General features: G+C 52.2%; 30 protein-coding genes and 1 tRNA gene. 24 read left to right on the forward strand and 7 right to left on the reverse strand.

Annotated features, from left to right (window positions below):
- The first annotated feature begins 7 nt into the window (after window positions 1–7).
- A complete protein-coding gene (locus HY394_02155) occupies window positions 8–481 on the forward strand; it encodes a 50S ribosomal protein L11 (GenBank protein ID MBI4052819.1) in 474 nt (157 codons plus the stop codon).
- On the opposite strand, the gene HY394_02160 is transcribed toward HY394_02155, so the two are convergent.
- Entirely contained in the window at window positions 467–1,618 is a 1,152-nt protein-coding gene (locus HY394_02160) for a hypothetical protein (GenBank protein MBI4052820.1), read from the reverse strand. The genes HY394_02155 and HY394_02160 overlap by 15 nt on opposite strands.
- A 441-nt stretch (window positions 1,619–2,059) precedes the next feature.
- Between HY394_02160 and HY394_02165 the strand changes: the two genes are divergently transcribed.
- The 4 genes from HY394_02165 (at window position 2,060) to HY394_02180 (ending at window position 6,697) form a co-directional block, all read left to right on the forward strand.
- A complete protein-coding gene (locus tag HY394_02165; protein ID MBI4052821.1) occupies window positions 2,060–2,719 on the forward strand; it encodes a hypothetical protein in 660 nt (219 codons plus the stop codon).
- Window positions 2,716–3,630, forward strand: coding sequence for a 50S ribosomal protein L10 (locus HY394_02170; protein MBI4052822.1), 915 nt, complete (start codon window positions 2,716–2,718; stop codon window positions 3,628–3,630). Before HY394_02165 ends, HY394_02170 begins: the two co-directional genes overlap by 4 nt.
- Window positions 3,631–3,693: 63 nt before the next feature.
- Window positions 3,694–3,999: a 50S ribosomal protein P1 gene (locus HY394_02175; GenBank protein MBI4052823.1), complete on the forward strand. Its 306-nt coding sequence runs from the start codon at window positions 3,694–3,696 to the stop codon at window positions 3,997–3,999.
- A 307-nt stretch (window positions 4,000–4,306) separates the two neighbouring features.
- Window positions 4,307–6,697 carry a hypothetical protein gene (locus tag HY394_02180; GenBank protein ID MBI4052824.1) on the forward strand — a complete coding sequence of 797 codons (2,391 nt, stop codon included), beginning with the start codon at window positions 4,307–4,309 and terminating at the stop codon, window positions 6,695–6,697.
- A 21-nt stretch (window positions 6,698–6,718) separates the two neighbouring features.
- On the opposite strand, the gene HY394_02185 is transcribed toward HY394_02180, so the two are convergent.
- The 4 genes from HY394_02185 to HY394_02200 form a co-directional block, all read right to left on the reverse strand.
- Window positions 6,719–9,796: an AAA family ATPase gene (locus HY394_02185; protein MBI4052825.1), complete on the reverse strand. Its 3,078-nt coding sequence runs from the start codon at window positions 9,794–9,796 to the stop codon at window positions 6,719–6,721.
- 25 nt (window positions 9,797–9,821) lie between these two features.
- Entirely contained in the window at window positions 9,822–10,628 is an 807-nt protein-coding gene (locus tag HY394_02190; protein ID MBI4052826.1) for a hypothetical protein, read from the reverse strand.
- Between the two features lie 91 nt (window positions 10,629–10,719).
- Window positions 10,720–11,292 carry a hypothetical protein gene (locus tag HY394_02195; GenBank protein ID MBI4052827.1) on the reverse strand — a complete coding sequence of 191 codons (573 nt, stop codon included), beginning with the start codon at window positions 11,290–11,292 and terminating at the stop codon, window positions 10,720–10,722.
- On the reverse strand, window positions 11,283–11,447 hold the full coding sequence (locus HY394_02200) for a hypothetical protein (GenBank protein MBI4052828.1): 165 nt from the start codon (window positions 11,445–11,447) through the stop codon (window positions 11,283–11,285). Before HY394_02200 ends, HY394_02195 begins: the two co-directional genes overlap by 10 nt.
- Window positions 11,448–11,487: 40 nt before the next feature.
- Here HY394_02200 and HY394_02205 point away from each other — a divergent pair, with 40 nt between their 5' ends.
- Window positions 11,488–11,763, forward strand: coding sequence for a 50S ribosomal protein L44e (locus HY394_02205; GenBank protein ID MBI4052829.1), 276 nt, complete (start codon window positions 11,488–11,490; stop codon window positions 11,761–11,763).
- Window positions 11,764–12,111: 348 nt separating this feature from the next.
- Window positions 12,112–12,936, forward strand: a complete 825-nt coding sequence (locus HY394_02210; GenBank protein ID MBI4052830.1) for a hypothetical protein — start codon at window positions 12,112–12,114, stop codon at window positions 12,934–12,936.
- A 79-nt stretch (window positions 12,937–13,015) separates the two neighbouring features.
- On the opposite strand, the gene HY394_02215 is transcribed toward HY394_02210, so the two are convergent.
- A tRNA-Gly gene (locus HY394_02215) sits at window positions 13,016–13,195 on the reverse strand.
- Window positions 13,196–13,353: 158 nt separating this feature from the next.
- Here HY394_02215 and HY394_02220 point away from each other — a divergent pair.
- The 12 genes from HY394_02220 (at window position 13,354) to HY394_02275 (ending at window position 21,965) form a co-directional block, all read left to right on the forward strand.
- Window positions 13,354–14,430 carry a M28 family peptidase gene (locus HY394_02220; GenBank protein ID MBI4052831.1) on the forward strand — a complete coding sequence of 359 codons (1,077 nt, stop codon included), beginning with the start codon at window positions 13,354–13,356 and terminating at the stop codon, window positions 14,428–14,430.
- Between the two features lie 15 nt (window positions 14,431–14,445).
- Window positions 14,446–14,736 carry a hypothetical protein gene (locus tag HY394_02225; protein MBI4052832.1) on the forward strand — a complete coding sequence of 97 codons (291 nt, stop codon included), beginning with the start codon at window positions 14,446–14,448 and terminating at the stop codon, window positions 14,734–14,736.
- Window positions 14,711–15,430: a DsbA family protein gene (locus HY394_02230; GenBank protein MBI4052833.1), complete on the forward strand. Its 720-nt coding sequence runs from the start codon at window positions 14,711–14,713 to the stop codon at window positions 15,428–15,430. The genes HY394_02225 and HY394_02230 overlap by 26 nt, the downstream gene beginning before the upstream one ends.
- Before the next feature lie 51 nt (window positions 15,431–15,481).
- Window positions 15,482–16,027, forward strand: coding sequence for a hypothetical protein (locus HY394_02235; protein ID MBI4052834.1), 546 nt, complete (start codon window positions 15,482–15,484; stop codon window positions 16,025–16,027).
- Between the two features lie 18 nt (window positions 16,028–16,045).
- On the forward strand, window positions 16,046–16,606 hold the full coding sequence (locus HY394_02240) for a hypothetical protein (protein MBI4052835.1): 561 nt from the start codon (window positions 16,046–16,048) through the stop codon (window positions 16,604–16,606).
- 10 nt (window positions 16,607–16,616) lie between these two features.
- Entirely contained in the window at window positions 16,617–16,811 is a 195-nt protein-coding gene (locus tag HY394_02245) for a hypothetical protein (protein MBI4052836.1), read from the forward strand.
- Between the two features lie 85 nt (window positions 16,812–16,896).
- Entirely contained in the window at window positions 16,897–17,640 is a 744-nt protein-coding gene (locus HY394_02250) for a redoxin domain-containing protein (protein ID MBI4052837.1), read from the forward strand.
- Window positions 17,641–17,665: 25 nt separating this feature from the next.
- The gene (locus tag HY394_02255) at window positions 17,666–18,544 is read left to right on the forward strand and encodes a hypothetical protein (protein MBI4052838.1); all 879 of its coding nucleotides are present in this window, start codon (window positions 17,666–17,668) and stop codon (window positions 18,542–18,544) included.
- The gene (locus HY394_02260; GenBank protein ID MBI4052839.1) at window positions 18,513–18,770 is read left to right on the forward strand and encodes a hypothetical protein; all 258 of its coding nucleotides are present in this window, start codon (window positions 18,513–18,515) and stop codon (window positions 18,768–18,770) included. Before HY394_02255 ends, HY394_02260 begins: the two co-directional genes overlap by 32 nt.
- A gap of 204 nt (window positions 18,771–18,974) precedes the next feature.
- Window positions 18,975–20,699 (forward strand): multicopper oxidase family protein, encoded by a 1,725-nt coding sequence (locus tag HY394_02265; GenBank protein MBI4052840.1) that lies wholly within the window; start codon window positions 18,975–18,977, stop codon window positions 20,697–20,699.
- A 75-nt stretch (window positions 20,700–20,774) separates the two neighbouring features.
- Window positions 20,775–21,227: a hypothetical protein gene (locus HY394_02270; protein MBI4052841.1), complete on the forward strand. Its 453-nt coding sequence runs from the start codon at window positions 20,775–20,777 to the stop codon at window positions 21,225–21,227.
- A 39-nt stretch (window positions 21,228–21,266) separates the two neighbouring features.
- Window positions 21,267–21,965 carry a hypothetical protein gene (locus tag HY394_02275; GenBank protein ID MBI4052842.1) on the forward strand — a complete coding sequence of 233 codons (699 nt, stop codon included), beginning with the start codon at window positions 21,267–21,269 and terminating at the stop codon, window positions 21,963–21,965.
- 30 nt (window positions 21,966–21,995) lie between these two features.
- Here HY394_02275 and HY394_02280 read toward each other — a convergent pair whose 3' ends face one another.
- Window positions 21,996–22,421, reverse strand: coding sequence for a PadR family transcriptional regulator (locus tag HY394_02280; protein MBI4052843.1), 426 nt, complete (start codon window positions 22,419–22,421; stop codon window positions 21,996–21,998).
- Between the two features lie 131 nt (window positions 22,422–22,552).
- On the opposite strand from HY394_02280, the gene HY394_02285 reads away from it, so the two are divergent.
- The 5 genes from HY394_02285 (at window position 22,553) to HY394_02305 (ending at window position 25,318) form a co-directional block, all read left to right on the forward strand.
- Complete coding sequence (locus HY394_02285; GenBank protein MBI4052844.1) at window positions 22,553–23,140, forward strand: hypothetical protein; 588 nt, start codon at window positions 22,553–22,555, stop codon at window positions 23,138–23,140.
- Between the two features lie 166 nt (window positions 23,141–23,306).
- Window positions 23,307–23,738, forward strand: coding sequence for a cupredoxin domain-containing protein (locus HY394_02290; protein MBI4052845.1), 432 nt, complete (start codon window positions 23,307–23,309; stop codon window positions 23,736–23,738).
- Window positions 23,735–24,211 carry a hypothetical protein gene (locus tag HY394_02295; protein MBI4052846.1) on the forward strand — a complete coding sequence of 159 codons (477 nt, stop codon included), beginning with the start codon at window positions 23,735–23,737 and terminating at the stop codon, window positions 24,209–24,211. Before HY394_02290 ends, HY394_02295 begins: the two co-directional genes overlap by 4 nt.
- Window positions 24,195–24,398: a heavy-metal-associated domain-containing protein gene (locus HY394_02300; protein MBI4052847.1), complete on the forward strand. Its 204-nt coding sequence runs from the start codon at window positions 24,195–24,197 to the stop codon at window positions 24,396–24,398. Before HY394_02295 ends, HY394_02300 begins: the two co-directional genes overlap by 17 nt.
- Window positions 24,398–25,318, forward strand: a complete 921-nt coding sequence (locus HY394_02305) for a heavy-metal-associated domain-containing protein (GenBank protein MBI4052848.1) — start codon at window positions 24,398–24,400, stop codon at window positions 25,316–25,318. The genes HY394_02300 and HY394_02305 overlap by 1 nt, the downstream gene beginning before the upstream one ends.
- Window positions 25,319–25,323 lie beyond the last annotated feature (5 nt).

A 25,323-nucleotide genomic window follows, 5' to 3' on the forward strand; every position in this document is an offset into this window, starting at 1 on the left:
TTGTTTTATGCCGGAAATAGGTGTTTTGGTTGAAGGCGGAAAAGCGACAGCGTCCGCTCCGTTGGGCCCGGCTTTGGGGCCTCTTGGAGTTAACATCGGCGAGGTTGTCAGCCAGATCAACGAGAAGACAAAGGCCTATGCCGGCATGAAGGTTCCGGTCAAGGTAATAGTCGATTCTTCCACGAAAAGCTTTGAAATCGAGGTCGGAAGCCCGCCTATGAGCGCGCTGGTCAAAAAGGAAATCAGCCTGCAGAAGGGAGCCGCCAACCCAAAGCTTGAAAACGTCGGAAATCTGACAATGGACCAGGTCAAAAAAATAGCGGAAATGAAGCTTGACGGCCTGACATCCTATTCCATGAAATCCGCGGCGCGCGAGGTCATTGGAACGTGCAATTCCATGGGCGTTTCGATTGACGGCAAGAAAGCCAAGGACGTGCAGAGGGAATTCGACGCGGGCAATTTAGATTCAGTGTTCGGCTGAAAGCCTTTTTATTGCCTCATCCATGTTTTCCCCTATTAGATAGCTTATTACTCCGCGGACTTTTTGTTCCAGGCCGTTTAAGCTTTGCGTGCGCCTGCTGAGTTCATTGAATTCGGCTTGCCCCATTCTTATTGCCCGGTTGAAGCCCCTTTGCGCGATTTCCGTGCCTTTTGGCCCGTATCCCTGGGCAATTTCGGAAAAGTTGTCAAAAAAGTCGCCGAGCACGAGCCTTCTAGAATATTGTTCAAGGCTTTTCCTTGTTTTTATGCCGCCCAGGCCCAGGCGTGCGGCATAGCGTTTGACGCTTAGATTATCCGGGGCTGAATCTTCGCCGTACCGCACGCGCCTGTCGGCATTGTCGAAATCCATTGAAATTTGCCTGTGCCCCAATCCCAGATAGCCTATGGCCCTAATCTGGGGCTCGTTTTCGAGTTCCGGAAAAAAGCGTTTTGCTTCCCCGAACACGCCGCCCTGCAGGTTTTCCCTTATCCTGTTTTCCCTTATGGCGTCGCTTTCGCGGGAAATGTAAAATTCCTTTTCAAATGCTTTTTGCAGGCCGGCAAGGCTCTCTCCGGCTTGCAGGCGTTTCTTCAGGCCCTGCAAAATCGCATTCGATTCCTCTTCAGCCCGCGAAATGCGTTCAAGATCCGTTGCATCGTAATATTCGACCGGCATTATTCTTATGCCCTCGCGTGCCAATTCCAGCAACAGCTCGGATGCGAATTCCCCAAAATTGGAAAAATCGGGGGACGACCTGTAATGGTTCCTGACGTAGTCTTCCGCCTCCTTTTCTGGCAGGCCCCTGTTTCGAAGCGTTTCAAGGGCCGATCTGATGTTGGCGGTTTCCGCATTCATATCGGCGATAAACCTTTGCATGTCGGCTTTCTTGAGGTAGGGGGATTCCATAAGAAAAACGTGGTACGGCCTGCCTTCCGCCCTTGCCGTGCGGATTTTGTCGATTATGGGCCGGGCATCGTGTGCCCGGATGTGCGGGCCGAAAAGCATTGACACGTCCGCCCTGCGCTCGGCATCAGCCAAAAAAGGTATTTTCGGTCTAAGAAATATTGCCCCTGCTGTTGCGAGCATTCCGGCTATCACGCCGCGGCGGGTTCGGCCGGTTTTTTCGCTTTGTGGCATTTCGCGCACGCGCCGCATTGAAAGGTCGGGCCGTGTTTCCTCTCTTGCCGTTTGGCCTGCCCTGTGCCATGCTGCGGCCATTCTTTCGCGGAGGCCCATCACGGTTTCTGCCGGTGCTGGTTGTGCTTGCGGCGCTGGCTGCGGCTGTGGCGATGGTTGCGTGGGTTTTTTCCTGCCTCCGCCGGTTCTTTGGCTTCCGCCCGGCCCCTGCTTGCGCCCGCTGTTTCGCCCATTTCCGCCTCTTCTTGCCATGCAGTATTTTTAGTGCTTCGGCGAATATATTTCTGCGTTTGTTTGCCGGTTTTTTTTGGCGGTTTTGGCCGGGGGTTTGGTTTAAATACTTTTCATTGAAATGATTTGGTATTATTTGATTGCGTTGGGCAGTCTCTGATTGTTCAACCGTTATACCATGTCGCTCTGCGCATGGGAGGTTAGATTTGAATGAAGCAAGGTGCAGTTGTTCAAGCACTCAAGGCAATGCGCGATGCCTCTAAGCAGCGCAAGTTCGTGCAGACCGTTGAAATGGTCGTCATTTTCAAGAACCTTAACATGAAAAAGAACGAGCACCAGATTGACCTGCGCGTCGAACTGCCGCACGCCACCGGCATGGGTTCGGGCAAGTCGCTTATTTTTATCAGGGACAAGACCTTTGCCTTCGAATTGAAGGGCAAGGTCGACCGCATCATAATGGAAAACGAGATTGAAAAGCTTTCAAAGAAGGATGTTGCCGCGCTCGCCGAAGAATTCGACCTTTTGCTTGCAGAGGGACCAGTCGCTTTGACTGTCGGAAAGTTTTGCGGTCAGGTTCTGGCGCCCAAGGGAAAAATGCCGAGGCCGGTCCCGCTAAATGTTCATCAGGTCCTGGAAATAGTCAAGTCTTCAAGCGCCGCCACAAAGGTGTCGAACAAGAAGGGCAAAACCCTTGCATGCGTGCAGGCAGTCATCGGCAAGGAAAACATGTCCGACAACGATTTGGCCGACAATGCGGTCGCGCTTTACAATGCCGTTGTCAATGCCGTGCCGAGGAAAACGCAGAGCATCAAGTCGGTCATATTCAAGCCCACTATGGGCGCTCCGGTGAAGGTCGGTGAGGTTGAATGACCCGCCACGTTTCGTCCTGGAAGAAAAAGGAAGTCGAGGAAATCAGGAAGCTCGCGGGCCAGTATCCCGTCATAGCCATAGCTGATTTGGCGAATTTTCCGGCCAGCCTGTTCCAGATTCTGAGGAAAAAGCTTCACGGAAAGGCGGTTGTCAAGGTTTCAAAGACAAAGGTTATCAGGCGTGCCCTCTCCGAATCAAAAATCGGGTCAAAGCTTGACGCGCACACCAACAACTCGGTTGCGGTTATTTTCACGCAGATGAACCCGTTTGAATTGTTCGCTTTTGTCAAAAAGAACAAGGGCAGGATCGGCGCAAAGCCCGGCCTGCTCGCGCCCGAAGACATTGTCATTCCGGCAGGCGACACCGGCCTGCCGCCGGGTCCGGCTTTGAGCGACCTGAAAGCGGCTGGCCTGAATCCCAGGCCGCAGGGCGCAACAATCTTTTTGCCTGAAGACAAGGTTGTCACCAGGAAAGGCGAGCCTGTTTCAAAGGCGGTTTCAAGCGTTCTCGCAAAGCTTGACATCAAGCCCATCAGGGTTGGCTTGAACATTGCGGCAGTGCTTGAAAACGGCGAGGTTTTCACCGCAAAGGTTTTGGACATTGACACCGAAAAGGTTTTCGCAAACTTTGTTGATGCGCACAGGAAGGCGTTCAACCTTGCGGTCAACGCCGCTTATCCGACCAAGGCGACAACCGAACTGCTTGTGCAGAAGGCCTTCAATGACTCTAAAGCGGTTTCATTGGAAGCAAACATCATGAATTCTGCGACAGTTGACCTGCTCCTGGCAAAGGCCGACAGGCAGGCGAAAGCCCTTGCGGCTTTGGTGCCCGAAGAGGCTGCTTTGCAGGAAGCGGGCAAGGCGGAAGAAGGCGTTGCAGAACCAAGGAGTGCGGACGGGAGCAAGGCCTGAGTTTCGGCCTGAATTATTTTTCTTTAAATGAGAAAAAAATTGAAACATGTTTGAGGTGAAATTATGGAGTACGTCTATGCTGCAATGCTTTTGCATTCGGCTAAAAAGGAAATCTCTGAGGACTCTGTTGCAGGCGTCCTGAAGGCAGCGCACGTCGAAGCCGACTCTTCAAGGGTCAAGGCTTTGGTTGCGTCGCTCAAGGAAGTCAACATAGACGAAGCGATTTCCAAGGCGGCTGTTGCTGTTGCGGCCCCCGCACAGGCGGCTGCGCCGGCGGATGCTGCAAGCGCACACAAGAAGGAAGAGAAGAAGGAAGAGCAGAAGTCCATCGAAGAGGCTGCGGAAGGCCTTGCCGGATTGTTCGGCTGAAACCTTCCACTTTTCATTTTTTCTTCTTCCATTCTGCCTAACCATCGGCAAGTTGCCTTGCCGTGCTTTTTTTATTAATTGGGAGAGAAAAGCAGATGGGTACAGCGCGTAGCGGTGTGCCTGCCGTCGAACCAGCCGGATAAAACGCAGGGGTTGCACCCCTTGCAAACCCCTGAAACACGCAATGCTTACTCGGCTTATTGCGAAGCAATAAGCCTTGGTTCGTACCCGCCGGACGTGACGGCGAGCCGGACGAAACCGGCTTTTTGGAAAAAGATTTTAAACCCGTTCAAGCCTTATTCTTCTCATGCAAAAATTTTTTTCAAGAATTTTGCTCGCATTTTTTCTGCTGTCGTTGTTTGCGGGCGCTTTTGCCGTAATTCCAGATTCTTCCATGAACATTTTTGCGGTCATGGACGACGGCAAGGCGATTGATGCAGACCTTATTCTGCGCATCGAGCCGGGCAACGGCATGGTCTGGAGTTCGGTGCGCACGCTTGTCGGCACTTCAACGCAGACAACGGAAAGGATTGCCGTAGAGCTGGCGAAAAACTATTACAAGAACGTTGGCGGTTTTGACTACAAGTTTGACATCAACAGTTCGGCTTCTCTTGTGGAAGGCCCGTCCGCGGGCGCGGCAATGGCTTTGCTTGTGATTTCCTCTCTGCAGGACAAGAAGGTGCCGGCTTTTGTCGGCCTCACCGGCACGATCAATTCGGATGGCAGCATCGGTCCGGTCGGCGGGGTCTTTGAAAAGTCGCGCAAGGCCTCGCAGATTGGCATAAAGCTTTTCATGGTGCCGCAGGGCGAGGCCCAGCAGATTGTGAAGCTGCCTGACGGCGTGAAGTCCATTGACCTGACGGAGTATGCGGAAAAAGAGTGGGGCATGAAGGTTGTGGAAGTGGCCAACATCGACGATGCATTGAAGTTTGCATTCATAAATCCCGCGGACCTTCCGTCGGGCGCTTCCGCCCCGGCTTTGCCTGAATTCGTGCCCATTGCCCTTCCGCCGAACGATAACCTTGTTTTCATGAAGGAGATAAACGCCGATTATATCAAGGAAGCCGAACGCATGGTCGGCGAGGCCCAGACCGCGCTGTCGGGCACCACGATTTCCGACCCGGCCATTTTGGATGTCCTGCTTTCAACGCTGAATTCCTCCAAGACGCTTGTTGACCGCGCCAAGATTTCCTTCGAACAGAACTATTTTTACAGTTCCGCGAATTTCGCGTTTTTGGCGCAGATAAACGCGTCCCTTGTTTACGACGTGGCCGCGAATCCCGGCATTTTGTCGGGCAATTCCACGGTTTTTTCGTCGAAGGTCTCGGATTTGAATGAAAAAATCGCGGCTCTTAAGCGCAAGCTCGGGCAGTCGATTTCGGTTTCCAGCGTTGAATGGCAGGTTTCCGCAATGCAGCGCCTCGCTTACGCGGAAAACAATGTCCGGAACCTTTTGAACCCGGAAACGATTGTTGTCACTGTCGGGGAAGGCAGTGACCAGTATGCCGCGGCATTCCAGAAAATAAACGATCTGGAGTTTGCGGTTGCATGGTATAACGTTGCCGATGACCTGTATTCCAAGACTGACAAGGAAAATCACCGTGTCAAGCTGGATGACCGTTTTTCGAAGGACCTCGACTCTGCCCTGGCGGAACTGGAAAAAAAGATGTCCTCATTGCCGGACAGCGAGCTTGAGGACATCCAGCGCAGGCATGACACCGTTGTCCTGGAAAAATCTTCCGGCTGGTACATTGCAGGGCTGTTTGACGCGAAAACCGCAATCGCGTTTGTCGACGCTTTCAATGATTCCGAGGGCAAAAGCCTGGACGAGTTGCTGCCAATGCTTGACGAAAAAATCGGCCGGCTGGAAAAAAGGATGCTGGACGGCAATGTTTCCGTTGCCTGGCCCAGGCTTTATTTCGACCACGCAAAATACTATCTTGACGCCGCCAAATTTTACCGGCAGCAGGGCCAGCTGATCAAGGCGTCTGATAACGCGAAGTCCGGCCTGTCATTGGTTTACCTGGCGGACAACCTTTACGGCCTCACTGTTGAAGCCGACAGTTATTATGCAGGCCTCTCGGAATCGGCGTTTGTTCCGGAGCCGTCAGCTTCGCCTGCTTCAAAGCCATTGCAGCCGTTTCTGCCATTCGGCCTTAATGTTTCAGGCTTTCTGATGCCCTTGCTTGTCATTCTGGTCGTGCTCATTCTTGCCATCCTGTTGGCGGCGCTTTTCCCCTTCGCCCGGCTGCATGACTCTGCCGCCGCCAACAGAAAACGCATTGACGCGCTCAAAGGCATGCAGTTGGAATTGGACAAACGGCTTTTGGCCGGAAAGATTTCCAAGCCGGATTACTGGGAAATGCACCTCAAATTCGAGCGCGAAATCCTTGCATCCGGGCAGGCGCTCCTGGCCGAATCAAGGCGCACTGTTGAACTGGAAAACATCCGCGCCGAGCTTTCCGCTTTGCAGGGCTCAGTGCATTCGTTGCGCGCCGATTACAGGAAAGGCTTTGTCGTCAGGCCTGACTTTGAAAGGAACCTGAAACAGAAAAGCGCCAGGATTGCCGAGCTGTCCTCAAGCCTCGATTCTGTCGCGGCCGGCAAGCCGTCCAAAAAGCGCTGGCCGCAGAATACAAAAAAGGCAGTGGCATCCAAAAACCAAGCAGCCAAGCGCAAAAATAAAAAGCGGAAATAATTTTTTTTTGTTGCCGCAAAATCAGAATGCTTCGGCTGCCTCTTTTATGTGAAATTCTTTTCCGCCTTTGCCTGAATCGCTTTCGCCGCCGTTTTCGTTTTCCTTGTCCTGCGTGTCGGCCGCTTCCGTTATAGTGCCCTGCTTGAGCCTTATGCCTATGACCGAGCTTTTTTCCTTGTTCAACGCTACGCCGATTATCTGGTCGGCCTGCTTTATGAGCTGCTCATTGTGTGTGATTGCCAAAAACTGCGACGTCTTGCTAATCTCCTTTATCATTCTGCCAAGTTTGATGGAATTTTCGGCGTCAAGCGCGGCATCGGCCTCGTCGAAAACATAGAATGGCGCGGGCTCGTACAGCTGGATTGCGAACAGGAATGCGAGCGCTGTAAGGCTTTTTTCCCCGCCGCTCATGGAATCAATGTTCTGCAATGCTTCCTTGTGCTTTGCCTGGATTATGAGGCCGGCTTCAAGCGGGTTTTCCGGGTTGCTTAAAGAGAGGTTGCCTGCGCCGCTGAAAAACGAGTAGAACAGCCTGTTGAAGTTCTTGTTGATTGCGCTGAAGCAGTCCATGAAAACGTTTGTCCTTTTGACCTCGATTTTGCCTATCATGTCCAATACCGCGAGCCTTTCCTGTTCGAGTTTTCCGGATTTTTCGGTTATGTCGGAAACCTCTTTTTTGAGTTCCTCGAACGAGGCGACGGCGCGCATGTTTATTGCGCCGAGCTTTTGGATGCGCTTTTCTATTTCGGGAACCCTTCTCTTGAGCTCTTCCAGGTCGAACCTTTCAAGCGGCTTTGTTCCCTCGAACAGTTTGGATTCCTCTTTGAGGTCGTTTTCCCTTACTTCAAGCCTGCTGTTTTCAATGATGACCTGGTTTTCAACCTGCTCGGTTTTTTTTATCCTCTGCCTGTGCGTTTCAATGCGCTCGGCAAATGACCCGGCTTTTTCGGAAACGCGTTTCCTTTTTTCCGCCATGCCCTCGCTTTCCTTCTGCGCCTTTTTCAGGCTGTCCTGCAGGTCCGAGATTTCGGATTGCAGAATGCCGATGCTTTTACCTTCCGCTGAAACCTGTTCTTCGGCTGAAGAATTTTCAGAGCGTTTTGCGGAAATTTCCTCAAGGACGCCTTTCCTTTCCGAGTCGAGCCTGGCAAGCCTTTCGTTTTGGATGCCTGACTGTTTCTGCTCGTCAAGGCTTACCTGCCTTTCAAGCTGGGCTATTCTTGATGCAAGCTCCCCGGCTTTGGAATAGCTTGTCTCTGAAAAAAACGCGTCGATTTCAGCCTGCTTTTGGTGCATTGCCTTCCTGTGCCCGTCAAGGTTTCTTGCATGCCCGTGCATTCTTGCCTCTTTTTCGGCGAGGCTTTTTCCAGAGAGCGTTGAATTGAGCGCTTCAATGTTTTTAGTCGCGGCCGACAGTTCGGCTTCAAGCTCTTCGAGGCCGAAAACTTTTTCCCTGTGCCCTGCAACCTCGTCCAAAACCTGTCTGAGCCGCTGCCTTGACTTTTCGGCCTGTTCGAGCAAGGCTTTTTCCTTTTCCATTTCCTGTTCGGCCAGCTTTTTTTCGGAAAGCCTTTTTTCCAAGAGAATTTTTTTGCGCTCCAGTTCAAGCGGCTTTTCGCAGACCGGGCAGCTTGAAATGTCCTTTTTGAGTTCGAGAACCGCTTTTTCCGCCTGCCTTGCCGCGGCTTCAAGCTGTTTCAATTTTTCAATCGATTTTTTCTGGCCGGCAAAATTGCTTTCAAGCGCTTCCTCCGGGTCGGGGGTCTGCCTCAAAATGTCCGAAAGCCTTGCCTTGAACGCGCGTTTGTGCCCGGCTTTTTTTTCCGCGCCCTCGGCGCGCGCCTTTTCGGCTTCAAGCTTTTCCCGCACGCTTTCAAGCCACTTTTTTTCCCTTTCCAGATCGATTTCGCATTTGTGCAGGTTTTCAAGCCCTTCCGCGAGCCTTGCATCGATTTCCTTTTTTTCCCTTTCAAGCTGTTTTCTCGAGGATTCCTTTTCAGAAATTTTTTTGTCTAATGCGGCCTTCTCGTTTTTGAGTTCGGCGGCCTGCTGCCTGAGTTTCGGCAGAGCCGACTCGATTTTTTGCGTTTCCTCTTCCAGCGTCCTGCGTTCTTCCAGCAGTGCGGAGGCCTTTTTTTCAAGCCTTTCAATCTCGCTTTCGTTGCGCTGCATTGCCTGCGATTTGCCCCTCACTTTTTCCTCCAAAACGCCTTTTTTCGCCTTTTTTTCCTCGAGCTTTACCCCGATTTCCGAATACGTTTTTTCGCTCGCCTTCAGCAGTGCTTCTTCAAGCGCCTTTTCCTCTGCTGCCAGGCCGGAGAGTTCCTGCGCGAGTTCCGAGATTTTCGCCTCGATTTCCGATTTCTCAGAACGCGCCCTGAGGATTTTCGCGTCGTTCTCGGTTTTAGCCTTCAAAACCCTTTCAAGTTCGCCGAAAATGATTGTAGCCTTGGCCTGCTTTTTTTCGCTTTCAAGGCTGCCGAATTCCATTGCCGCCTTCCTTTCGGCGTCAAGCTCTTCCAGGTATTTTTCCCTTTCCTTGAGGACAATCCCCGCTTCTTTTATGCGCGAGTCGACTTTTTCAAGCTCTTTCAGGGCTTCCTCTTTTTTTTCATCGAATTCGCTTAAGCCCGCGACCTCGTCGATTATTTCGCGCCTCTGCTGCGAGGACATTTCCATTATCCTGGTTATGTCGCCCTGCACGACGATGTTGTGGCCGGCCGGCTTTATGCCCAGCTCGCCCAGCAGAGAGGAAATTTCGTTGAGAGTCTTTTTTTCGCTGTCAAGCCTGTAAACGCTTTTTCCCTGCTTGTCGACCATCCTGCTGATTTCAAACTTTTTGTCATTCTCCTTTTCCCTTAACACTATGTCGCATTTCGCATAGCCTTCGTTCGACGAATAGTTGACCAGGTCAGTGAGCCGGCTTGCGCGCAGCATTTTAAGCGAGGTTATGCCGAAGCCGAACATGAGCGCGTCAAGCAGGTTGCTTTTTCCGCTGCCATTGCTGCCGGCAATGACCGTGAATCCGTCGGCAATCGGCATTTCGGCTTTCCTGAACGACTTGAAGTTCTTGAGCCTCATATGGGACAGTTTTATCATTCAGGACACCCGCAGCATTCCCTTTTCACTCGAAACCGCCATGCTCTTTCCGGATGTAATAAACCGGCAGGACAAGAAAATAATATGCCGTTGCGGCCAGCGCAAAAACGGTTTCGGCCGCGGCTGAAAGGATTTCATTCCGGCTGAAATACTGCGTCGCAATGAAAGCGCCAATGTTTGAAAGCAGTGCCGAGAACGCGCCCGCCGCGAGCAGCAAAACGATTATTCCTAAAAGATGCTTTCCTGAGAACTCCCAGGTTTTTTTCAGGCCCTCCTTGAGGCTCAAATCATCGGCTGCAATGATTGTCAGGAGCATTGAAAGCTTTATTGCAATGTACGCCGCGGCAAGGAGAAGCACTATGACTGCGATTCCGCCGAAAAAAGCTGACTGCGCCGAAACAAACTGCACGAGCCAGTACGCAAAAAAGCCTATTGCGGCGACCGACGCGAAAAAAACCGCGATGGCCAGTCCCTTTCCGATGCTTTTGTTGGCATACACGAACGCGGAGGAGGACTCCTGCCCGCCTTCAAGGTTTTTTGCGAAATGCGCGTAGAATGCGGTTAACCAGAATGCCAGAACAAATGAAAACGCGAGCTGTATGCCCAGAATTCCGAGATTGTAGCCGTAAATTGAAATGAAATGGAACGGCTGCTGCAACAGGCCGGTTTCAGGCGCGGCGTTTTGCGCGAGAACGCCGAAAACAAGGTCGCCGATCGCCGGCCCGGTCAGGGACAATGAAACGAAATTGGCGAGCGCCACGGCAAGCGCAGGAAAAACCAGCAATGGCTTTGAAGCCACCAATGCGATTGGTTTGGCTAAGGACTTGAACATCGGTTTTCACAAGATAATGGTCGGTTTGAATATATTAAGTTTATTGGTTTGCCTTGCTGTTTGCTGTTTGCCGGTGCGAAGCCCGGCATGGTTATGCCGGAGCGCAGACTTCCTGGCCGGCGCAGGACTCGTCCGGCACAATGAATCCTTCCGGGGCCGGGCATTTTTCCGAATAAATGCAGGACTCATTTGAAACGCTGTCCAGCATTTCCCGGCTTGGCGGGTTTTCGCCGAAGCTTATGAGAATCCTGTCCAAATCCTTTGGCTTATAGCTTCCGAATCCGCTGTTCGGAACGCCGTTCACGAACATCCGCAGCTTTCCGCCGTTGCCATTGCAGTGTTCGGCAAGGCCGTCATTGAAGCAGTTTTCGTTGAAGCCCATTCCGATGCCCGTGAAAAAATCCGCGAGTGTTGCATCCGGGCCGTGGAAATGAATGACGTTCGGGTTGAAGTCGTGGAGGTGCGCAATGGGTGAAAGCGGCATTGCGCCGGTGCTCATGAACTGCGCCCTGTTGAAGTCGACCTGCGCCCCGTCAATGAAAACCTTGAAGTCGGCGTGGACGTGGTATGGCTCAGAGCTTTGCGTCTGCACGCATCCCGCCAATGCAAGGGCCGCGAGCGCCACGCAAACCGGCCACAAAAAATGCGCTGGTTTCAATTCCACACAATCGCCTTGAAATGCTTTTTTTTGTTTTGGTGTTTTAGTAGTTGAATGGGAATTATCTTTAATGTCTTTTCGCCCGGTTCCGGAAGCCACCAATAGAGTTTTAAACCATCCACTGCCATATTTTGTAACTGTTTTTTGCCTTCTCCTGGCAAAAAATCTTCGCAAAAAAAGCATTTTTTTAAGGCATTTTTCATGAACATTCCAAAGGTCATAAGGACTTACTGCAGGAAGTGCAACCAGCACACCGAGCATAAGCTCAAGATTTTCAAGTCGGGCAAGGCAAGGGCCATGTCCGAAGGCCAGAGGAAAAACATCCAGAAGAAAAAGGGCTACAAGGGAAAATACCAGTTTACGGCCGTTGTCAAGAAGCAGAACAAGAAGCCCACCTTTGTCGCCGAATGCTCTGTCTGCGGCTCAAAGCACTACCATGTCGTGCCCAAGCGCATGAAAAAAGTCGAGCTGACTTAAGGGCTTCCGGCTTTTTTAAATGCTATTCTTCATCCCTGAGGCCGTTCAGCAATTCTGCTTTCGAATAGGATTTTTTCCTTGCCAAGCTTCCAGCCAACGATTTTTCGATGGCGGATTTTTTGGTCCGAATTACGTTTTTCATAAAGCCACTATTACAATTTATGGGTTATTTTACTATAACTGCTTTGCTTTGGCTTTTTTTCGCAGGGTGGGCGGTAGAGCGGCAATGCATTTATGTATATGTTGGGGGCTTCTTGAAGTTTTTTTTCCCTTTCTCTGGTCAAGTTGCCGCTGGTTTTTTATACCGCCTCAGCCTAATAGCTTAACATGGCCGCGCATAATTCGATTTTGTTAATCATCAAGCAGCATAACGGCATCGACCAGGTCTCACTGCTCAACAAGCTTTCCCAGAACTATGCGAGCATGAATTCCGCGCGCGCCGCATTGAGCCGCGCCTTGAAGGACCTTTCAGCTGTCGGTCTTATCCAGAAAAAGGATAACGCGATTTTTGTCACGGACAAGGGAAACACACTAATCCACTCGGAAATGAAAAACAAGCTGTTGCTCAAGCTCAACACTTCCATAAAGCAGAAGGACAGCCTCAACCACATCGACGAAATTGTCAGCCAGCTTTCAACTCTCATTGCAAGGGCGAAGGCCGACTCCGACCTGCTGAAAGCCGCAAAGGGCAGCACGGACTTCTATTTGTCCGACCTCAACGAGCTGAGCGAAGGCCTTGACCGGCGCATAAAGCAGTTCTCCTATCTTGACGGCGTCCTCAAAAACCAGATAACTGCATTGCAGGAACTCAACTTCTACGACGCAAGGCAGTTCGAATGGGCTTCTCAGGCCCTCGAACTCATAAAATCGGTTCCATCGCAGACCGAAGGCAACACTTTCACTGTGGAATGCCTCAACGAATCCTTTTTTGAAACAGTGAAGCAGGCCTTCCAGCCGAAAGTGCAGGGCAAAAACATAGTGCTCGAAGACCAGTCACTGCCGAACCTGCTCATGCTCTTGCAGGAAAACCATTCGCTCGAATACAACACAGTCAACCTCTATTTTGCCACAATCCGCATCAGAATTTCCTTTCCGCAAATCCTGTTGTTCGGGCCGTACCAAAAGCTCGAGGAACTGCAGAAAGCAGGTGCCTTGGCAGCGGCAAAAAAATAGTTATTTGCCAGCCTGGAAAACTTTTGGGAAAAGTTTTATCAAAACTCACGGAACAACCCGTTGCTTGCGCAACGGGTTTTGCGCCCGCCGGGATTCGAACCCGGGTCATGACCTTGTTCCGCACGGAATGTCGTCCTTTACAGCAGGAATTTTTGCTGGGGTTTACTCGGCGTATTGCAAAAGCAATACGCCTTGGTTTCGAACCCGCCGGACGAAACCGGCGTGGGAAGGTCAGATGCTACCATTACACCACAGGCGCGCCTGCATTGTTTTTTTTGCTGAAGCAGACGATAAAAAGGTGAAAGTTAGATTTTTTAAAACCGACAATTTTTTGCCGCTCCGCCGGAACGAGTTGCCAGAAAAGCTTTTATAGGCTGCAACCGTTTCTTTTTTTGCCAGCTTTTTTGGTGATCGTATATGCCCGCCAAGGTAACGAATCGAGCCAAGCCGAAATCCGGGGCAAAGGCCGATTTGGAGTTGCTTCTTGAACTGATGAACCTTTTCGGGGTTTCGGGCAGCGAGAAAAGCGTGCGCGATTTCATAATCAAAAAGATCCGGCCGCACGTCGATTCGATCAAGGTCGACAGGCTCGGCAACCTTGTCGCGACGCAGAAAGGCAGGAAGCCGAAGATAATGCTTGCCGCGCACATGGATGAGATCGGCTTGATGGTGAAGAGCATCGACCATACCGGCAGCCTGTTCCTTTCCGAAATTGGTTCAATGGCTTCGAAAACCCTTCTTGGCCAGCGCGTCCTCGTGCAATCCGGCAAAGGCCTGTTGCCTGGCGTGATTTCAACCAAGGCGATTTCCAACTGGGTTGAATCGGACAATTCCGATTCGGAGCTGAAAAACATGTTTGTCGACACCGGCCTCGACCTGGCTGCAGTGAAGCGCGCCGGCGTAACCGTTGGAAGCACGGTTTCCCTTGTGCAGGACAATGTTTTTCTTGCAGGCGGCAGGCTTGTCTGCGGCAAGGCCCTGGACGACCGGGTCGGCTGTTTTGTGCTCATCGAGCTTGCAAGGCGCCTGAGGAAAACGCCGGAAGAAATAGATTTTGTTTTCACTGTGCAGGAAGAGGTTGGGTTGTATGGCAGCAGGACAAGCGCGTTCTCGGTCGACCCCGACATCGGCATAGCGGTTGACGTGACGAATTCGAATGACGTGCTTGAAGACCGGCCGACAAAGATTCTGGGCAATGGCCCTGTGCTCATAGTCAAGGATTCGGACATGATTGCAAGCAAGTCCATCAATGACGCGCTTATCGCAATAGCAAAGCGGAGGAAGGCATCATTGCAGCTTGCGGTGATGAGCGGCGGCACTACCGATGCGTTGAGCATTTCTCTTTCACGCGAGGGCGTTCCTGCAACCGTTGTCGGCGTTCCGGTAAGGAACATGCACACTGTTTTCGGCATCGCTTCATTGCAGGACATCGAAGAGCTTGTTTTGCTGCTGGAGGATTTTTTGAAAAAGCCGCCGAAAATCCGCCCGCAGTGAACGGTTTTTTTCGGATTGGCGATTTGGGTAAAAGTTTTTATTGGCCGGCCGGAGTTTTATTCCGGCGGCGTGGGCTGCGCTTGCCTTAATAATTGTGTTTGCCTTAATAATGTTTCTGCAAAAATATCTGTTAAAAACTTTAAAATAATTTTTGGAAAGGGGGAGTTTGATGACAAAACTTGGGGAAATGGACGCAAAATCTTCTGCGCAGATTCCAAACAGCTTGGTTCTCGCGGCAAGCATATTTATTTCGGCGCTGATTTTATCGGCATCTGTCCTGATGGTGGGCAATTCCATTACAACTGAAATTTCAAAGCTTTCAGGCCTGGCGCTTGCGCCGGCAAATGCAGGCGGAACAGGAACCCAAGAGCAAAACGTTCCTTCGCCCGCGCAGGCTGCGCCTTCTCCTGAGCCGGCGGCGCCCGAAATTTCGCTGAAAACGGTTTCAGGCAATGCAGCCGGAGTCATGGGCGAGGACAATGCGCCGGTTACAATCGTGGAATATTCCGATTTCCAGTGCCCGTTCTGCAGGCGCCATTACACTGAAACGCACCAGCAGCTGATAGACAATTACGTGAAGACCGGCAAGGCAAAGCTTGTTTTCAAGGATCTGCCTTTGGACTTCCATCCTTCGGCTTCAATGGCCGCGAACGCGGCAAGGTGCGGCGCGGAGCAGGGAAAGTTCTGGGAAGCGCATGACGCAATCTTTGACATGCAGCAGGCAAAGGATCCCAGCGGGGGAACCGTGCAGTTTTCTGCGCAGGACGTCAAGGATGCCGTCGCGAAGATTTCCGGAATCGACGCAACAAAGTTCAATTCGTGCGTTGACAGCAGCAAGTATGCAAGCGATGTGAAGGCAAGCTACACCGAAGGCTTTTCCATCGGCATAAACGGCACGCCGAGCTTTGTCATCGGACCGACGGACGGCAAGGGCCAGATTGTCGTTGGGGCGCAGCCTTTCGCGACATTCAAGGCGGTCGTAGACGGGTATTTGGGCTGAAACCCAAATACCCCACTTTCTTTCTTTTCATTTTTTTGCGGGCTGGTGCAATTGGATTTTTTTGATTCCATGAACGCGAAAACCGCGCATCTTTCCAGAGCTTTCCGCATTGTGTTTTCCCGGCCCAAATATTCGCTTCTTGCCATTTTTCTTGCCATGGCTCTTTTTTTGGGTGTAAACTTTCTTGTCAACTGGCGCCTGCTTTCGGGTTTCGTGCTTGGAAACTTTCCGCTGTCAAACAAAATCACGGTCCTTTCCGGATTAGCGCAGGGAAGCCTGCTAAACAACACGACTGAAACTTTTTTTTCCTTCGCCGTCGTGTCATTGCTAATCGGCGTGAACGTTTCGCTTTTCGCCTATCGCATCAGGCATTCGGGCTTGGACAAAAAGGCGGGCGCGAGCGGCATTCTGGGCGGGTTTTTCGGGCTGTTTGCCGCGGGCTGCACGGCCTGCACGCTTTCGCTTGTGGCATTTTTCGGTTTCGCGGGATTGTTTGCGCTGCTGCCTTTCAGGGGCTTTGAAGTGTGGGCATTGGGAATCGCGGTCCTCATGTTGAGCATTTACTGGAATTCGAAAAGCATCTGCGGAGTCTGCTAGCAGTTCGGGGGAATGCGCATGGGCCTGACAAAACACGAAAGGAAACAGCTGAAAAAAACGGAACGGCTTGAAAGCGAAAGGACCCTTGGCGAAAAAAAGCGGAAGGAAAATTTCCTGAAAAACGCGGGCATGGCAATCCTTGCAATCGCGGTTGTCGCGGCAATCGCCTTTTTTGCGTTGCAGGCAAATGCCAACAGGCCCAAACTGGACACGCGCGGCATTTCCTTTCCGTTGGTGAACGTGCACTGGCACGCCACGCCCCGCATTTTTTTGTGCGGCGGGGAAAAGTTGATTCCGACGCCGCCTGAAACAAATCCTTTGCTGCACACGCATGAGGACAGGCTCATCCACATCGAAGGCAGCGTTTCCGGGCCGGAGCAGATAACCCTGGAAAGGTTTTTTGACGGCATCGGCATAAAGTTTTCTTCAACCGGAATCTGGGGCAAAAGGAACGGCGACACCTGCGAAAACACGGGCAAGGCGGGAAAGGTTTCAATGAAGGTCAACGGTTCCGCAAACACTGAGTTCCAGAATTTTGTGCCAAAGGACGGCGACGTGATAGAAATTCGTTTTGAATAGGCGTTGTGACATGAATAAAGTGAAACAAACCGCGTTGTTCACCTGCCCGGAATGCGGCGCAAAATCGGAAATAGCGGTTCCAACCGGCAGGTGCCTTGCCTTTCACGAATGCGTGGCATGCCATAAAATCATCGCGGCAAAAAAATCCTGTTGCGTCATCTGCGACTACTCCGACAAGAAGTGCCCTGTTTCAGCAAAACACTGACTGGCCGCACTTTTGATTGTTTGGCTTTTTTTTGGCGCTCAGGGGCTGTTCCGCTTTTTCCACATGGTTTCAACAACGGTTATCTATGGTTTCAGCCGCATTGTTTGCATCAGAGCCTGATTCAGGCAATGTTTTTGCGGAGGAGACGGAAATGCAGGGTTGTTGCGGGGAAGGGCACAAGTCCGGTTCCCATAAGTCTGGTTCGGCTGGCCAGCAAGCGGAATTCAAAACCAGTGCCGGCGGCAAAAAGCTGGGTTTTGGAAAAACCGCATTGACTGTGGTTTTGGCCTTGGCTGTTGTAGCAGGACTGCTGTTTTTCCTTCGCCCCGGCTCGACTGGACAGGTGTCCGCAACCGCGACGGGCAATACTGTCGGTGCTGTGGCGCCGGGTTTTGAGTTGAAGGACATTGCCGGAAACAGCGTGAAGCTGAGCGATTTCAAGGGCAGGGCTGTCATACTTTTTTTCAACGAGGGCGGAATGTGCTATCCTTCGTGCTGGAACCAGATAAAGGCTCTGGCAACGGATGAAAGGCTTAACAACGAAAACGTGGCGTCTTTCTCCGTGGTGGTTGACAACACTTCGGACTGGGAGAAAATCACGGCTCACGTGCCCGGCTTTTCGCAGTCGGGCCTGCTCTTCGACACTTCAAAGGTTGTTTCGTCAAGTTACGGGGCGCTGAACATGCCGTCTTCGATGCATGGCGGCATGATGCCGGGGCACACATATTATATCATCGGAAAGGACGGCAAAATAAAGTTCATTTTCGACGACCCGCAGATGGGCGTGAGGAACGACCTGCTTGCCGCTGAAATAGCAAAGCTGGTTTGACGGCTGGATTGTTTTTGGTGGTGGCGTGGGCGAACTGCTTTTAGGCGCGTCAATAATAACCGCTTTTGTGGCGGGAGTCGCGGCATTGTTCGCGCCGTGCTGCATTACCGTGCTCTTGCCCGCCTACCTCGGCTCGGTTTTCAGGCAGATGCGCACGGTTTTCCTCATGACTTTCGTTTTCTTCCTGGGCCTGCTCGCGGTTTTCCTGCCGCTCGGCCTCGGCTTCGCGGCGCTCGGCGAAGCGTTCAGGCAGTTTCACGACGTCATTTTCGTCGGCGGAAGCGTTTTCCTCATAGTGCTTGGCGCCTCGATGCTTTTGGGAAAGCACTTTTCAATGCCATTTGCACCGCGCCCGTCTCCAAAAGTTACTGGTGCGGTTTCGGTTTTCGCGCTCGGCGTGTTCTCCGGCATAGCGACGCTTTGCTGTGCGCCCGTGCTTGCCGGAGTGCTGGCGCTTTCGATAATGCCGGGTTCGGTTTTCTGGGGCGGAGTCTACTCGCTGGCTTACGTGCTTGGCATGACGATTCCGTTGTTCGTAATTGCCTTCGCGCTTGACAAGTCGGATGCCCTTGAAAAAATCCGGCTGCTCAACAGGACCGTCGAATACGGCTTCGGCGGAGAAAAAATCAGCCTGCTTGCATCCGAAATGGTTGCAGCGTTGATGTTCATCGGAATGGGCTTGCTGACGATTTACTTTTTCATGACCGGGCAGCTTGCACAAAATTCCGGCTTCCAGGTTTCCACGAACGTGATGCTTGCAGGAGTGGCGGATTTTGCCTCGAAGTATTTTTCGTGGGCACCGCCGGTTGCATTGGCGGGCGCGGTTGCGCTGATTTTGGCCGGCCTGGCGTTCATTGCCTTCAAAGAGAAGCATGGCCGGGGAAACGAAAAAAGGGAATCCTGATGGGAGGGATGAAAACGTGATTGCAAAAATAATCGAAAGCGCAAAGCGCAACCATCTCGCGCAGATGGCAATCTGCTGCCTCTTGCCGGTGCTGCTGATAATCGCGTTGCAGCTTTTGGGTTACACGGGTTTCTGGGTTTATGCCCTGGCCCTCGCTTTGTGCATCGGCTCGCACATTGCAATGGCGGCTATTGGCGCGAAAAAAGAGGGGCAGTCATGCCATTAGACTTAGGAAAGCACCGCGGCTGGCTGGAAAACGCCTTCTGGCTTCTCGTGCTCGCAGTCGCATACATTGCAATGCAAAAAGCAATGCATCCCGGCTGGACGGTTTTCGGAATCTGAATCCGCCGGGTGTATTTAGCCTGATTTGGAAAAACTAATATAAATGCCGCTGCGCATCCATTAAAAACGCAGGAGGGCGGGATTAATCATGGCGGGATTTGATGGCAGGACTGTCATTGGCTTGGCTTTGGTGGCCGTAATCGTGTTTGGGGCGGCGTTTTACATTGGCACATCCGGAAATTCCGGAATGCGTTCAGAGACGCGGCCGGCCGGAAGCGCGGCCGGGCAAACGGGCGCGGCATTCCCTTCCGGTGAATTGTCCGCCGGCGACAGGGCCATGATGGAGCACTGCAAGTCCATGCCGCAAATGCCGGGGTGCGAAAAATTCGCCGGTCAGGAAGCCGCCGCAAATGGCGGTGCGGGTGCAAACGCCGGTTACTCTGATTCAGTTGCCGGGCTTTCCGCGGCAGGCGGAACCGCGGTTTATGATGCGAAAGACGGCGGAAAAATAACCCTGTCAGCGTCGGCCGTCAAAAAAACCGTTGCCGGCACGGAAGTCAGGATGCTTGCATACAACGGCCAGATTCCGGGACCCACGATAAGAGTGAAACAGGGAAGCTCTCTGGAAGTGGAATTCATAAACGGCCTTGACTCCGAAACGACTGTGCACTGGCACGGCGTGAGAGTAAAAAACGATTTTGACGGCGTTCCGGGCGTGACGCAAAAGCCGGTCAAGCCCGGGGAAAAGTTTGTCTACCCGCTGGAGTTTCCGGACGAGGGCATATACTGGTATCATCCGCACATGAGAGAGGACTACCAGCAGGAGCTCGGGCTTTACGGCAACATCATCGTCGAGCCGTCCGATGAAGGCTCTTACAACAAGGTCAACCGCGAAATGACGCTTGCGCTTGACGACATTCTGATGGAAGGCAATGGCATTGCCGCGTTCTCCGCCGATTTTGCGACGCATTCCCTGATGGGAAGGTTCGGGAACGTGATGCTGGTCAACGGCAGTGACAAATTTGAAATGGCCGCGCTGAAAGGCGAAACTGTGAGGTTTTTCGTCACGAATGCCGCGAACGCAAGGACATTCAACTTGGTTTTCGGGGGATTGAAGTTGAAGGTTGTCGGCGCGGACAGCGGAAAGTATGAAAAAGAATTTTTCGCGGACTCGGTTGTGGTGGCGCCGTCGGAAAGGTACGTTGTGGAAGTGCTGTTTGACGGGGAGGGAACATACAACATCCTCAATTCGACGCCTGAAGGAAAAACGGTTCTCGGCAAAATAGCCGTGTCGGGCCGGCAGGCGGAAGAGGATTATTCCAAGGAGTTTTTTGAAACAATGGAAAATTCCCGGGTTGCTGACAGCATTTCCGGCATGAGGCGGTATTTTGACAAGCCCGCGGACCATGAAATAAGAATCGGCGTGGACCTGATGGGCATGAGTCATGGCAGCATGGCGATGGCTCAGGGAACCGGCGGCATCGAGTGGGAGGACGAAATGCCGCAAATGAACCTGGCCATGAACAGCAGGATAATGGAATGGCAGTTCATTGACGTGAAAACCGGGAAAAAGAACGAGGGCATAAGCTATGAGTGGAAAAAAGGCGACAAAATCAAGTTGAGGATTTTCAACGACCCGGATTCCGCGCACCCCATGCAGCACCCGATCCATTTGCACGGCCAAAGGTTCCTGGCCATAAGCAGTGACGGGGTGGAAAGCGAAAACCTGGCGTGGAAGGACACGGTTCTGGTCCCGTCGGGTTCCACGGCGGACATTCTTGTGGATGTCTCGAATCCCGGAAAATGGATGCTGCACTGCCATGTCCCGGAACACATGGAAAGCGGAATGCACACGACGGTAAACGTAATATGAGCGGCTGCCCGGAACCGGTTTTAATAACTGCGTTGCGGATTCATTCCGTGGCATAAAATGCGAAAATGGTGGCAAGTGGACAAAAAAATAAAATTCCTGTTGGTTGGGGCGGGGCTTTCAATTCTGCTTTTCATAATCATGGGAACGCCCACGGCCCTCGTGCCCAACCCATTCATTCACTACAAGAGGATGGTTGCCGCGGCATGGTTGGACTATTTTTTTCTCGCCTCAACCTCGATAATGCTTGCGGCATTGATTTCGCTGAAACTGTATTTCAGGTCGGGGCGCGGCCTCGGCGCAAAAGAAATCGGCGGGGGCGCGCTGGGCTTTCTTGCGTTCAGCTGCCCGATTTGCAATGCTCTTCTCGTGGCTTTGCTCGGCGGCGCGACGATAATGGCGTTCGTGGAGCCGTTGAGGCCGCTGTTTGGAGTCGTGTCGATTGCGATTTTGGGTTGGCTTATTTATGGCGCGCTGAAATGCGGGGGATGCAATGGCGCCGCAGGCCGGCACGGCATGAAAATTAATTAATCTGCTTGCATTTACATACAATCTGTTGCGGTGCTTGGAATGGCGTTTCCTTTGAACCCCTGGCTTTTCGGCTCGGCCGCCCTGCTGTTGTTGTGGCTGGCCATATGGCTTTTCAGGCCCGCTTTGCGCAGGGAAATGCTTTTGGTCAGCCTTTTCACCGCGCCTTTGGGTCTGACGGAACCGCTTTTTGTGCCCGAATACTGGACTCCGCCTTCGCTGTTCAACCTTGCCGCCACAACGGGCTTTGACATTGAAAGCATAGTCTTCTGCTTTGCCGCCGGGGGAATAGCGGCGGTCATCTACGAAATCCTGGTGAAATCGAGGCACAGTGAAATGTCCATGAATGAAATGCGTTCTAAACGGCACAGGTTCCACAAAATCGCGCTCGCCTCTCCCGCAATCGTTTTCGTGCCCCTGTACCTTTTTTCCGGCCTGAACCCGATATATGTTTCAATAATTGCGCTGTTTGCCGGCGCAATGGCGACTGTCGTGTGCAGGCCGGATTTGAAGAAACCGGTCTTAACCGGAGGAACAGTATTTTTGCTCATCTATTTCTTTTTCTTCCTGTTTTTGAGCGTGGCATTCCCGGATTTTGTGCCGAACGCGTGGAATTTTTCGGCCATCAGCGGCATTCTTGTTTTCGGCGTCCCTTTTGAGGAGCTGCTGTTCGCGCTTTCCTTTGGAATGGCGTGGGCGGGCCTTTACGAGCATTTTTTCTGGAAAAAACTGGTTCGTTAGGCCAATCAGGCAACCGGCAAAGGCTTCCGGTCAGTGCGCGCCGCCGCCCTTGAAAGTCCGCGCGCAGTGCCTGCAGCAGAATTTCAGGGTTTTTCCGTTTATTTTTTCCGTGTGGCCGCCTTCATAGACCATGCAGGCGCAGTGCGCGCACTGCGAAAGCTTCGGTTCCACGGCAAGGTCTATGAGGCCGCCGAACCTGTGCAGCATCGACTTGCAGAACGCCTTGCCTTCCGGCGTCAGAGCGTAAACCTTTTTTTCCCTCGCGCCCTCTGATTTGACCCGGATGTATTTTGCCTTTTCAAGTTTTGCGAGGAAAGGGTAGATCTGGCCGGGTGAAACCCTGCTTTCGAGCCTTTCGCTTATCTCCTTTATGAGCTCGTAGCCGTGCCTGGGGCCGTCGCACAGAAGAAGCATGCAATAGAATTTGGCCATGTTTGTGATCCTGATTTCTTTCATTGCGGTCAGGCGGATTTATCTGGGAAAACGTTTAAATATTTATATATCTAAATTTGATATATCTGTTTTCTGGGCATCATTTTTCTGAGCGTCATTTGGGCTGGCAACAATTTTTTTTGGGGTGGTTTGCAATGGTGGAAAAATCGGGTTTGCTGGCATTGGTTGTATTGGCGGGTTTAATCGCGTTGCCTGTTGCAATGGCGCAGGGTTCGGATGATTTTGCGCAGGCGAAGGCGCTGATCGACAGGAATGCGTCCTGCGGCAGCCTGAGCAGCGAACAGCTTGAACTGATCGGCGATTATGTGATGGAGCAGATCCATCCCGGCGAAGCCCACGAATATGTGGAATCGATGATGGGCGGCGAGGGCTCGGATAGCCTGAAACGGGCGCACATTGCCATGGCTTACAGGTTCTACTGTGCAGGCTTAGGTTCTGGGTTGAACGCAAACAGCCCGTATTATGGCGTAATGGGCGGCTATGGGATGATGGGTGGCATGATGTACGGCAACTATGGCGGGATGATGGGTTCTGGCAATGCCTATTCCACTTATGGGCTTATGGGATACGGCGGCGGAACCGCAAATTATCCTGGAATGATGGGCTATAATGCGTCAACCGGCGGCCTTGGCCTGCTTACGCAGGTCTTGTTTGTGGTGGCGCTTGGTCTCGCAGTTCTGTTCCTTGGCATTAAAGTCTTCGGGCAATTTCAAAAGCGGTGATTGAGGATTTGGGGTTGAATGTCCTGCGGGTTGTATGCCGGCCCGGAACAAAAGGTTTCAGCAATGCCTATTTATGGTTTCAGCAGGAATATTTGCATAGTTGTGTTTTTTTGCATCCGGTCTTTTTTATGAATTTTATGGGTGAAGGCTCTAAAGTGGTGGTCAGATGAATGAGGTTAAAGTCCAGCGTGTTTTCCTGTTGCTTGTGTTAGGCGCCCTGGTCGTGTTCGGCGGAATGGTTCTGTTTTGGTTTGGCGCTAATGCAGCGCCCGCCAGATCGGCATCGGTAAATAATCAGGGTATTGTTGCCGGAGGGAACGGCCAGGCACAGGACATTTACATCAGGGCGCTTTCAAGCGGAACCTATGACAAAAGCGAGGTCACGGTAAAGAAAGGCGTGCCGGTCAGACTGCATTTTTCCGCTGACCCTGGCGCGGGCTGCGGAAGGTATCTGGTGCTATACGGCCTGAACGTCAATGCGCTTTCCAAGAACGGCGAAGAAGCGGTTGTCGACTTCACGCCGCAACAGGAAGGCAGCTTTGAATACAATTGCGGTATGAGAATGTTCAAACCCGGAACATTGAAGGTTTTGGCATGAGCAGGCTTGAAGCTTTGGCCTTGGTGTTGTCGGAGCGCAGTCAGCTCGCAATATTTCTTGCGGCGTTTGCCGTGCTTTTGCCTTTGCTGGCAGTCAGCTCGGCAATAATTTCGCCGGTGGGTTTTGCGTTCAATCCTTTGGCTGAACCGCTTGGAATCGCTTTGACAATCGTCATTGCAATCCTGATGGGCCTGAACCTGACGGTCCTGTTGCATGCCCACGCACGCAATGCAAATGCAAAAAAGGGGACTGTCCTGTTCGGCGGCCTGGCGGCAACGTTTGCCACTGCCTGCCCTGTTTGCCCGCCGACATGGATTGTCCTGCTCGGCTTCGGCTCGGCCGCGGGCTTTCTTTCTGGAACCGGGATTTTCATTGCAATTGGCAGCATAGTCTTGCTTTCATTGGCTCTTTACAATTCTTTGGGTTGCGCAGACGGAAACTGCGGGGTGGACAAGAATGGAAAAAATGATTAAAGTGAAAGGCATGCATTGTAAGTCATGCGAAATCCTTGTCGCGGACTCCGTGTCTGAAATCAGCGGCGTGGAAAGCGTCAAGGCGGACAGCAGGAAGGGAACTGTTGTGGTGAATGTCCGGGATGCCGGGATTCTCGGCAGGGTGAAAGCCGCGATTGAAAAGGAAGGCTACAAGGTGGAAAACTGATGGAATTCGAACTTGAACTTGGCGGAATGTCCTGCGGCTCATGCGAGCGCATAATCGAAAAGGTTGCCGAGAAAGCCGGCGCGGAAGTCAAGGAAATCGACTCGCGCAAAGGCAGGGTCACAATCGTTTCCGAGGAATCCAAAATAGCCGGAATAAGGGAAGAGCTTGCCAAGCGCGGCTTTGCCGAAAAGGGCAGCAGGGAAGACGTGGGCAGGGGCGACCTGAAAAACGTTGTTGGCTACATTTTGGCAGTGCTGTCAATCCAGCCGCACGTCGAAGAGGAAGCCAGGCTCGTCAACCACGCCATTGCGTCCGCGATTATTTTGGCTGGGCTGAACATTCTGGCTTACCTGTTTTTTGTGCAGGGCCTGGAGAACGGCGAAAAGTACCTTCCATTCCTTGCATTGGCGATTGTTGCGTCAATAACATCCGTTTTCGCGTACCTTCACGCCAAATGCTACCGTAAAATCATGTCCTGCCAGAACGGCATGATGGTCGGAATGACCATGGGCATGGTTCCGGGCTTCATGGTCGGCGCAATCATTGCCGCGACAAACGGAATGTTTCTTGGCAGCGTGGCCGGAATTCTGACCGGCGCATGGCTTGGCCTGAAGAGCGGAAAATGCTGCGGCGTAATGGGCGCAATGGAAGGAGTCATGGCCGGCCTGATGTCCGGTTTGATGGGGCCGATGACAGTGATCATGACCCTCAACGACAACATGCTCGTTCTGCTTTACCTGATTTTCGGAATCTCTGTTTTTTTGCTCGGCGGCCTGAGCTACATGCTGTACCGCGAGGAAGGCGAAACCCCGGTTGCGAACACAAAGCTGCCGGAATTCATTGTTCTCGGCATTGCGTTCAATCTTGTGCTGCTGGCGATAATGCTTTTTGCGGTTAAGGGGCCATTGAGGTTCGTGTGAGGGCG

This window comes from Candidatus Diapherotrites archaeon (genome assembly GCA_016205145.1).
Lineage (GTDB): Archaea > Iainarchaeota > Iainarchaeia > Iainarchaeales > JACQJH01 > JACQJH01.

Excerpts from the sequence above, each read along its gene's own strand:
- HY394_02155 (MBI4052819.1), top strand. The coding sequence starts at position 8 with ATGCCGGAAATAGGTGTTTTGGTTGAAGGCGGAAAAGCGACAGCGTCC.
- HY394_02160 (MBI4052820.1), bottom strand. The coding sequence starts at position 1,618 with ATGCCACAAAGCGAAAAAACCGGCCGAACCCGCCGCGGCGTGATAGCC.
- HY394_02165 (MBI4052821.1), top strand. The coding sequence starts at position 2,060 with ATGAAGCAAGGTGCAGTTGTTCAAGCACTCAAGGCAATGCGCGATGCC.
- HY394_02170 (MBI4052822.1), top strand. The coding sequence starts at position 2,716 with ATGACCCGCCACGTTTCGTCCTGGAAGAAAAAGGAAGTCGAGGAAATC.
- HY394_02175 (MBI4052823.1), top strand. The coding sequence starts at position 3,694 with ATGGAGTACGTCTATGCTGCAATGCTTTTGCATTCGGCTAAAAAGGAA.
- HY394_02180 (MBI4052824.1), top strand. The coding sequence starts at position 4,307 with ATGCAAAAATTTTTTTCAAGAATTTTGCTCGCATTTTTTCTGCTGTCG.
- HY394_02185 (MBI4052825.1), bottom strand. The coding sequence starts at position 9,796 with ATGATAAAACTGTCCCATATGAGGCTCAAGAACTTCAAGTCGTTCAGG.
- HY394_02190 (MBI4052826.1), bottom strand. The coding sequence starts at position 10,628 with ATGTTCAAGTCCTTAGCCAAACCAATCGCATTGGTGGCTTCAAAGCCA.
- HY394_02205 (MBI4052829.1), top strand. The coding sequence starts at position 11,488 with ATGAACATTCCAAAGGTCATAAGGACTTACTGCAGGAAGTGCAACCAG.
- HY394_02220 (MBI4052831.1), top strand. The coding sequence starts at position 13,354 with ATGCCCGCCAAGGTAACGAATCGAGCCAAGCCGAAATCCGGGGCAAAG.
- HY394_02230 (MBI4052833.1), top strand. The coding sequence starts at position 14,711 with ATGGTGGGCAATTCCATTACAACTGAAATTTCAAAGCTTTCAGGCCTG.
- HY394_02240 (MBI4052835.1), top strand. The coding sequence starts at position 16,046 with ATGGGCCTGACAAAACACGAAAGGAAACAGCTGAAAAAAACGGAACGG.
- HY394_02245 (MBI4052836.1), top strand. The coding sequence starts at position 16,617 with ATGAATAAAGTGAAACAAACCGCGTTGTTCACCTGCCCGGAATGCGGC.
- HY394_02250 (MBI4052837.1), top strand. The coding sequence starts at position 16,897 with ATGGTTTCAGCCGCATTGTTTGCATCAGAGCCTGATTCAGGCAATGTT.
- HY394_02260 (MBI4052839.1), top strand. The coding sequence starts at position 18,513 with ATGGCCGGGGAAACGAAAAAAGGGAATCCTGATGGGAGGGATGAAAAC.
- HY394_02265 (MBI4052840.1), top strand. The coding sequence starts at position 18,975 with ATGGCGGGATTTGATGGCAGGACTGTCATTGGCTTGGCTTTGGTGGCC.
- HY394_02275 (MBI4052842.1), top strand. The coding sequence starts at position 21,267 with ATGGCGTTTCCTTTGAACCCCTGGCTTTTCGGCTCGGCCGCCCTGCTG.
- HY394_02280 (MBI4052843.1), bottom strand. The coding sequence starts at position 22,421 with ATGAAAGAAATCAGGATCACAAACATGGCCAAATTCTATTGCATGCTT.
- HY394_02285 (MBI4052844.1), top strand. The coding sequence starts at position 22,553 with ATGGTGGAAAAATCGGGTTTGCTGGCATTGGTTGTATTGGCGGGTTTA.
- HY394_02290 (MBI4052845.1), top strand. The coding sequence starts at position 23,307 with ATGAATGAGGTTAAAGTCCAGCGTGTTTTCCTGTTGCTTGTGTTAGGC.
- HY394_02295 (MBI4052846.1), top strand. The coding sequence starts at position 23,735 with ATGAGCAGGCTTGAAGCTTTGGCCTTGGTGTTGTCGGAGCGCAGTCAG.
- HY394_02300 (MBI4052847.1), top strand. The coding sequence starts at position 24,195 with ATGGAAAAAATGATTAAAGTGAAAGGCATGCATTGTAAGTCATGCGAA.
- HY394_02305 (MBI4052848.1), top strand. The coding sequence starts at position 24,398 with ATGGAATTCGAACTTGAACTTGGCGGAATGTCCTGCGGCTCATGCGAG.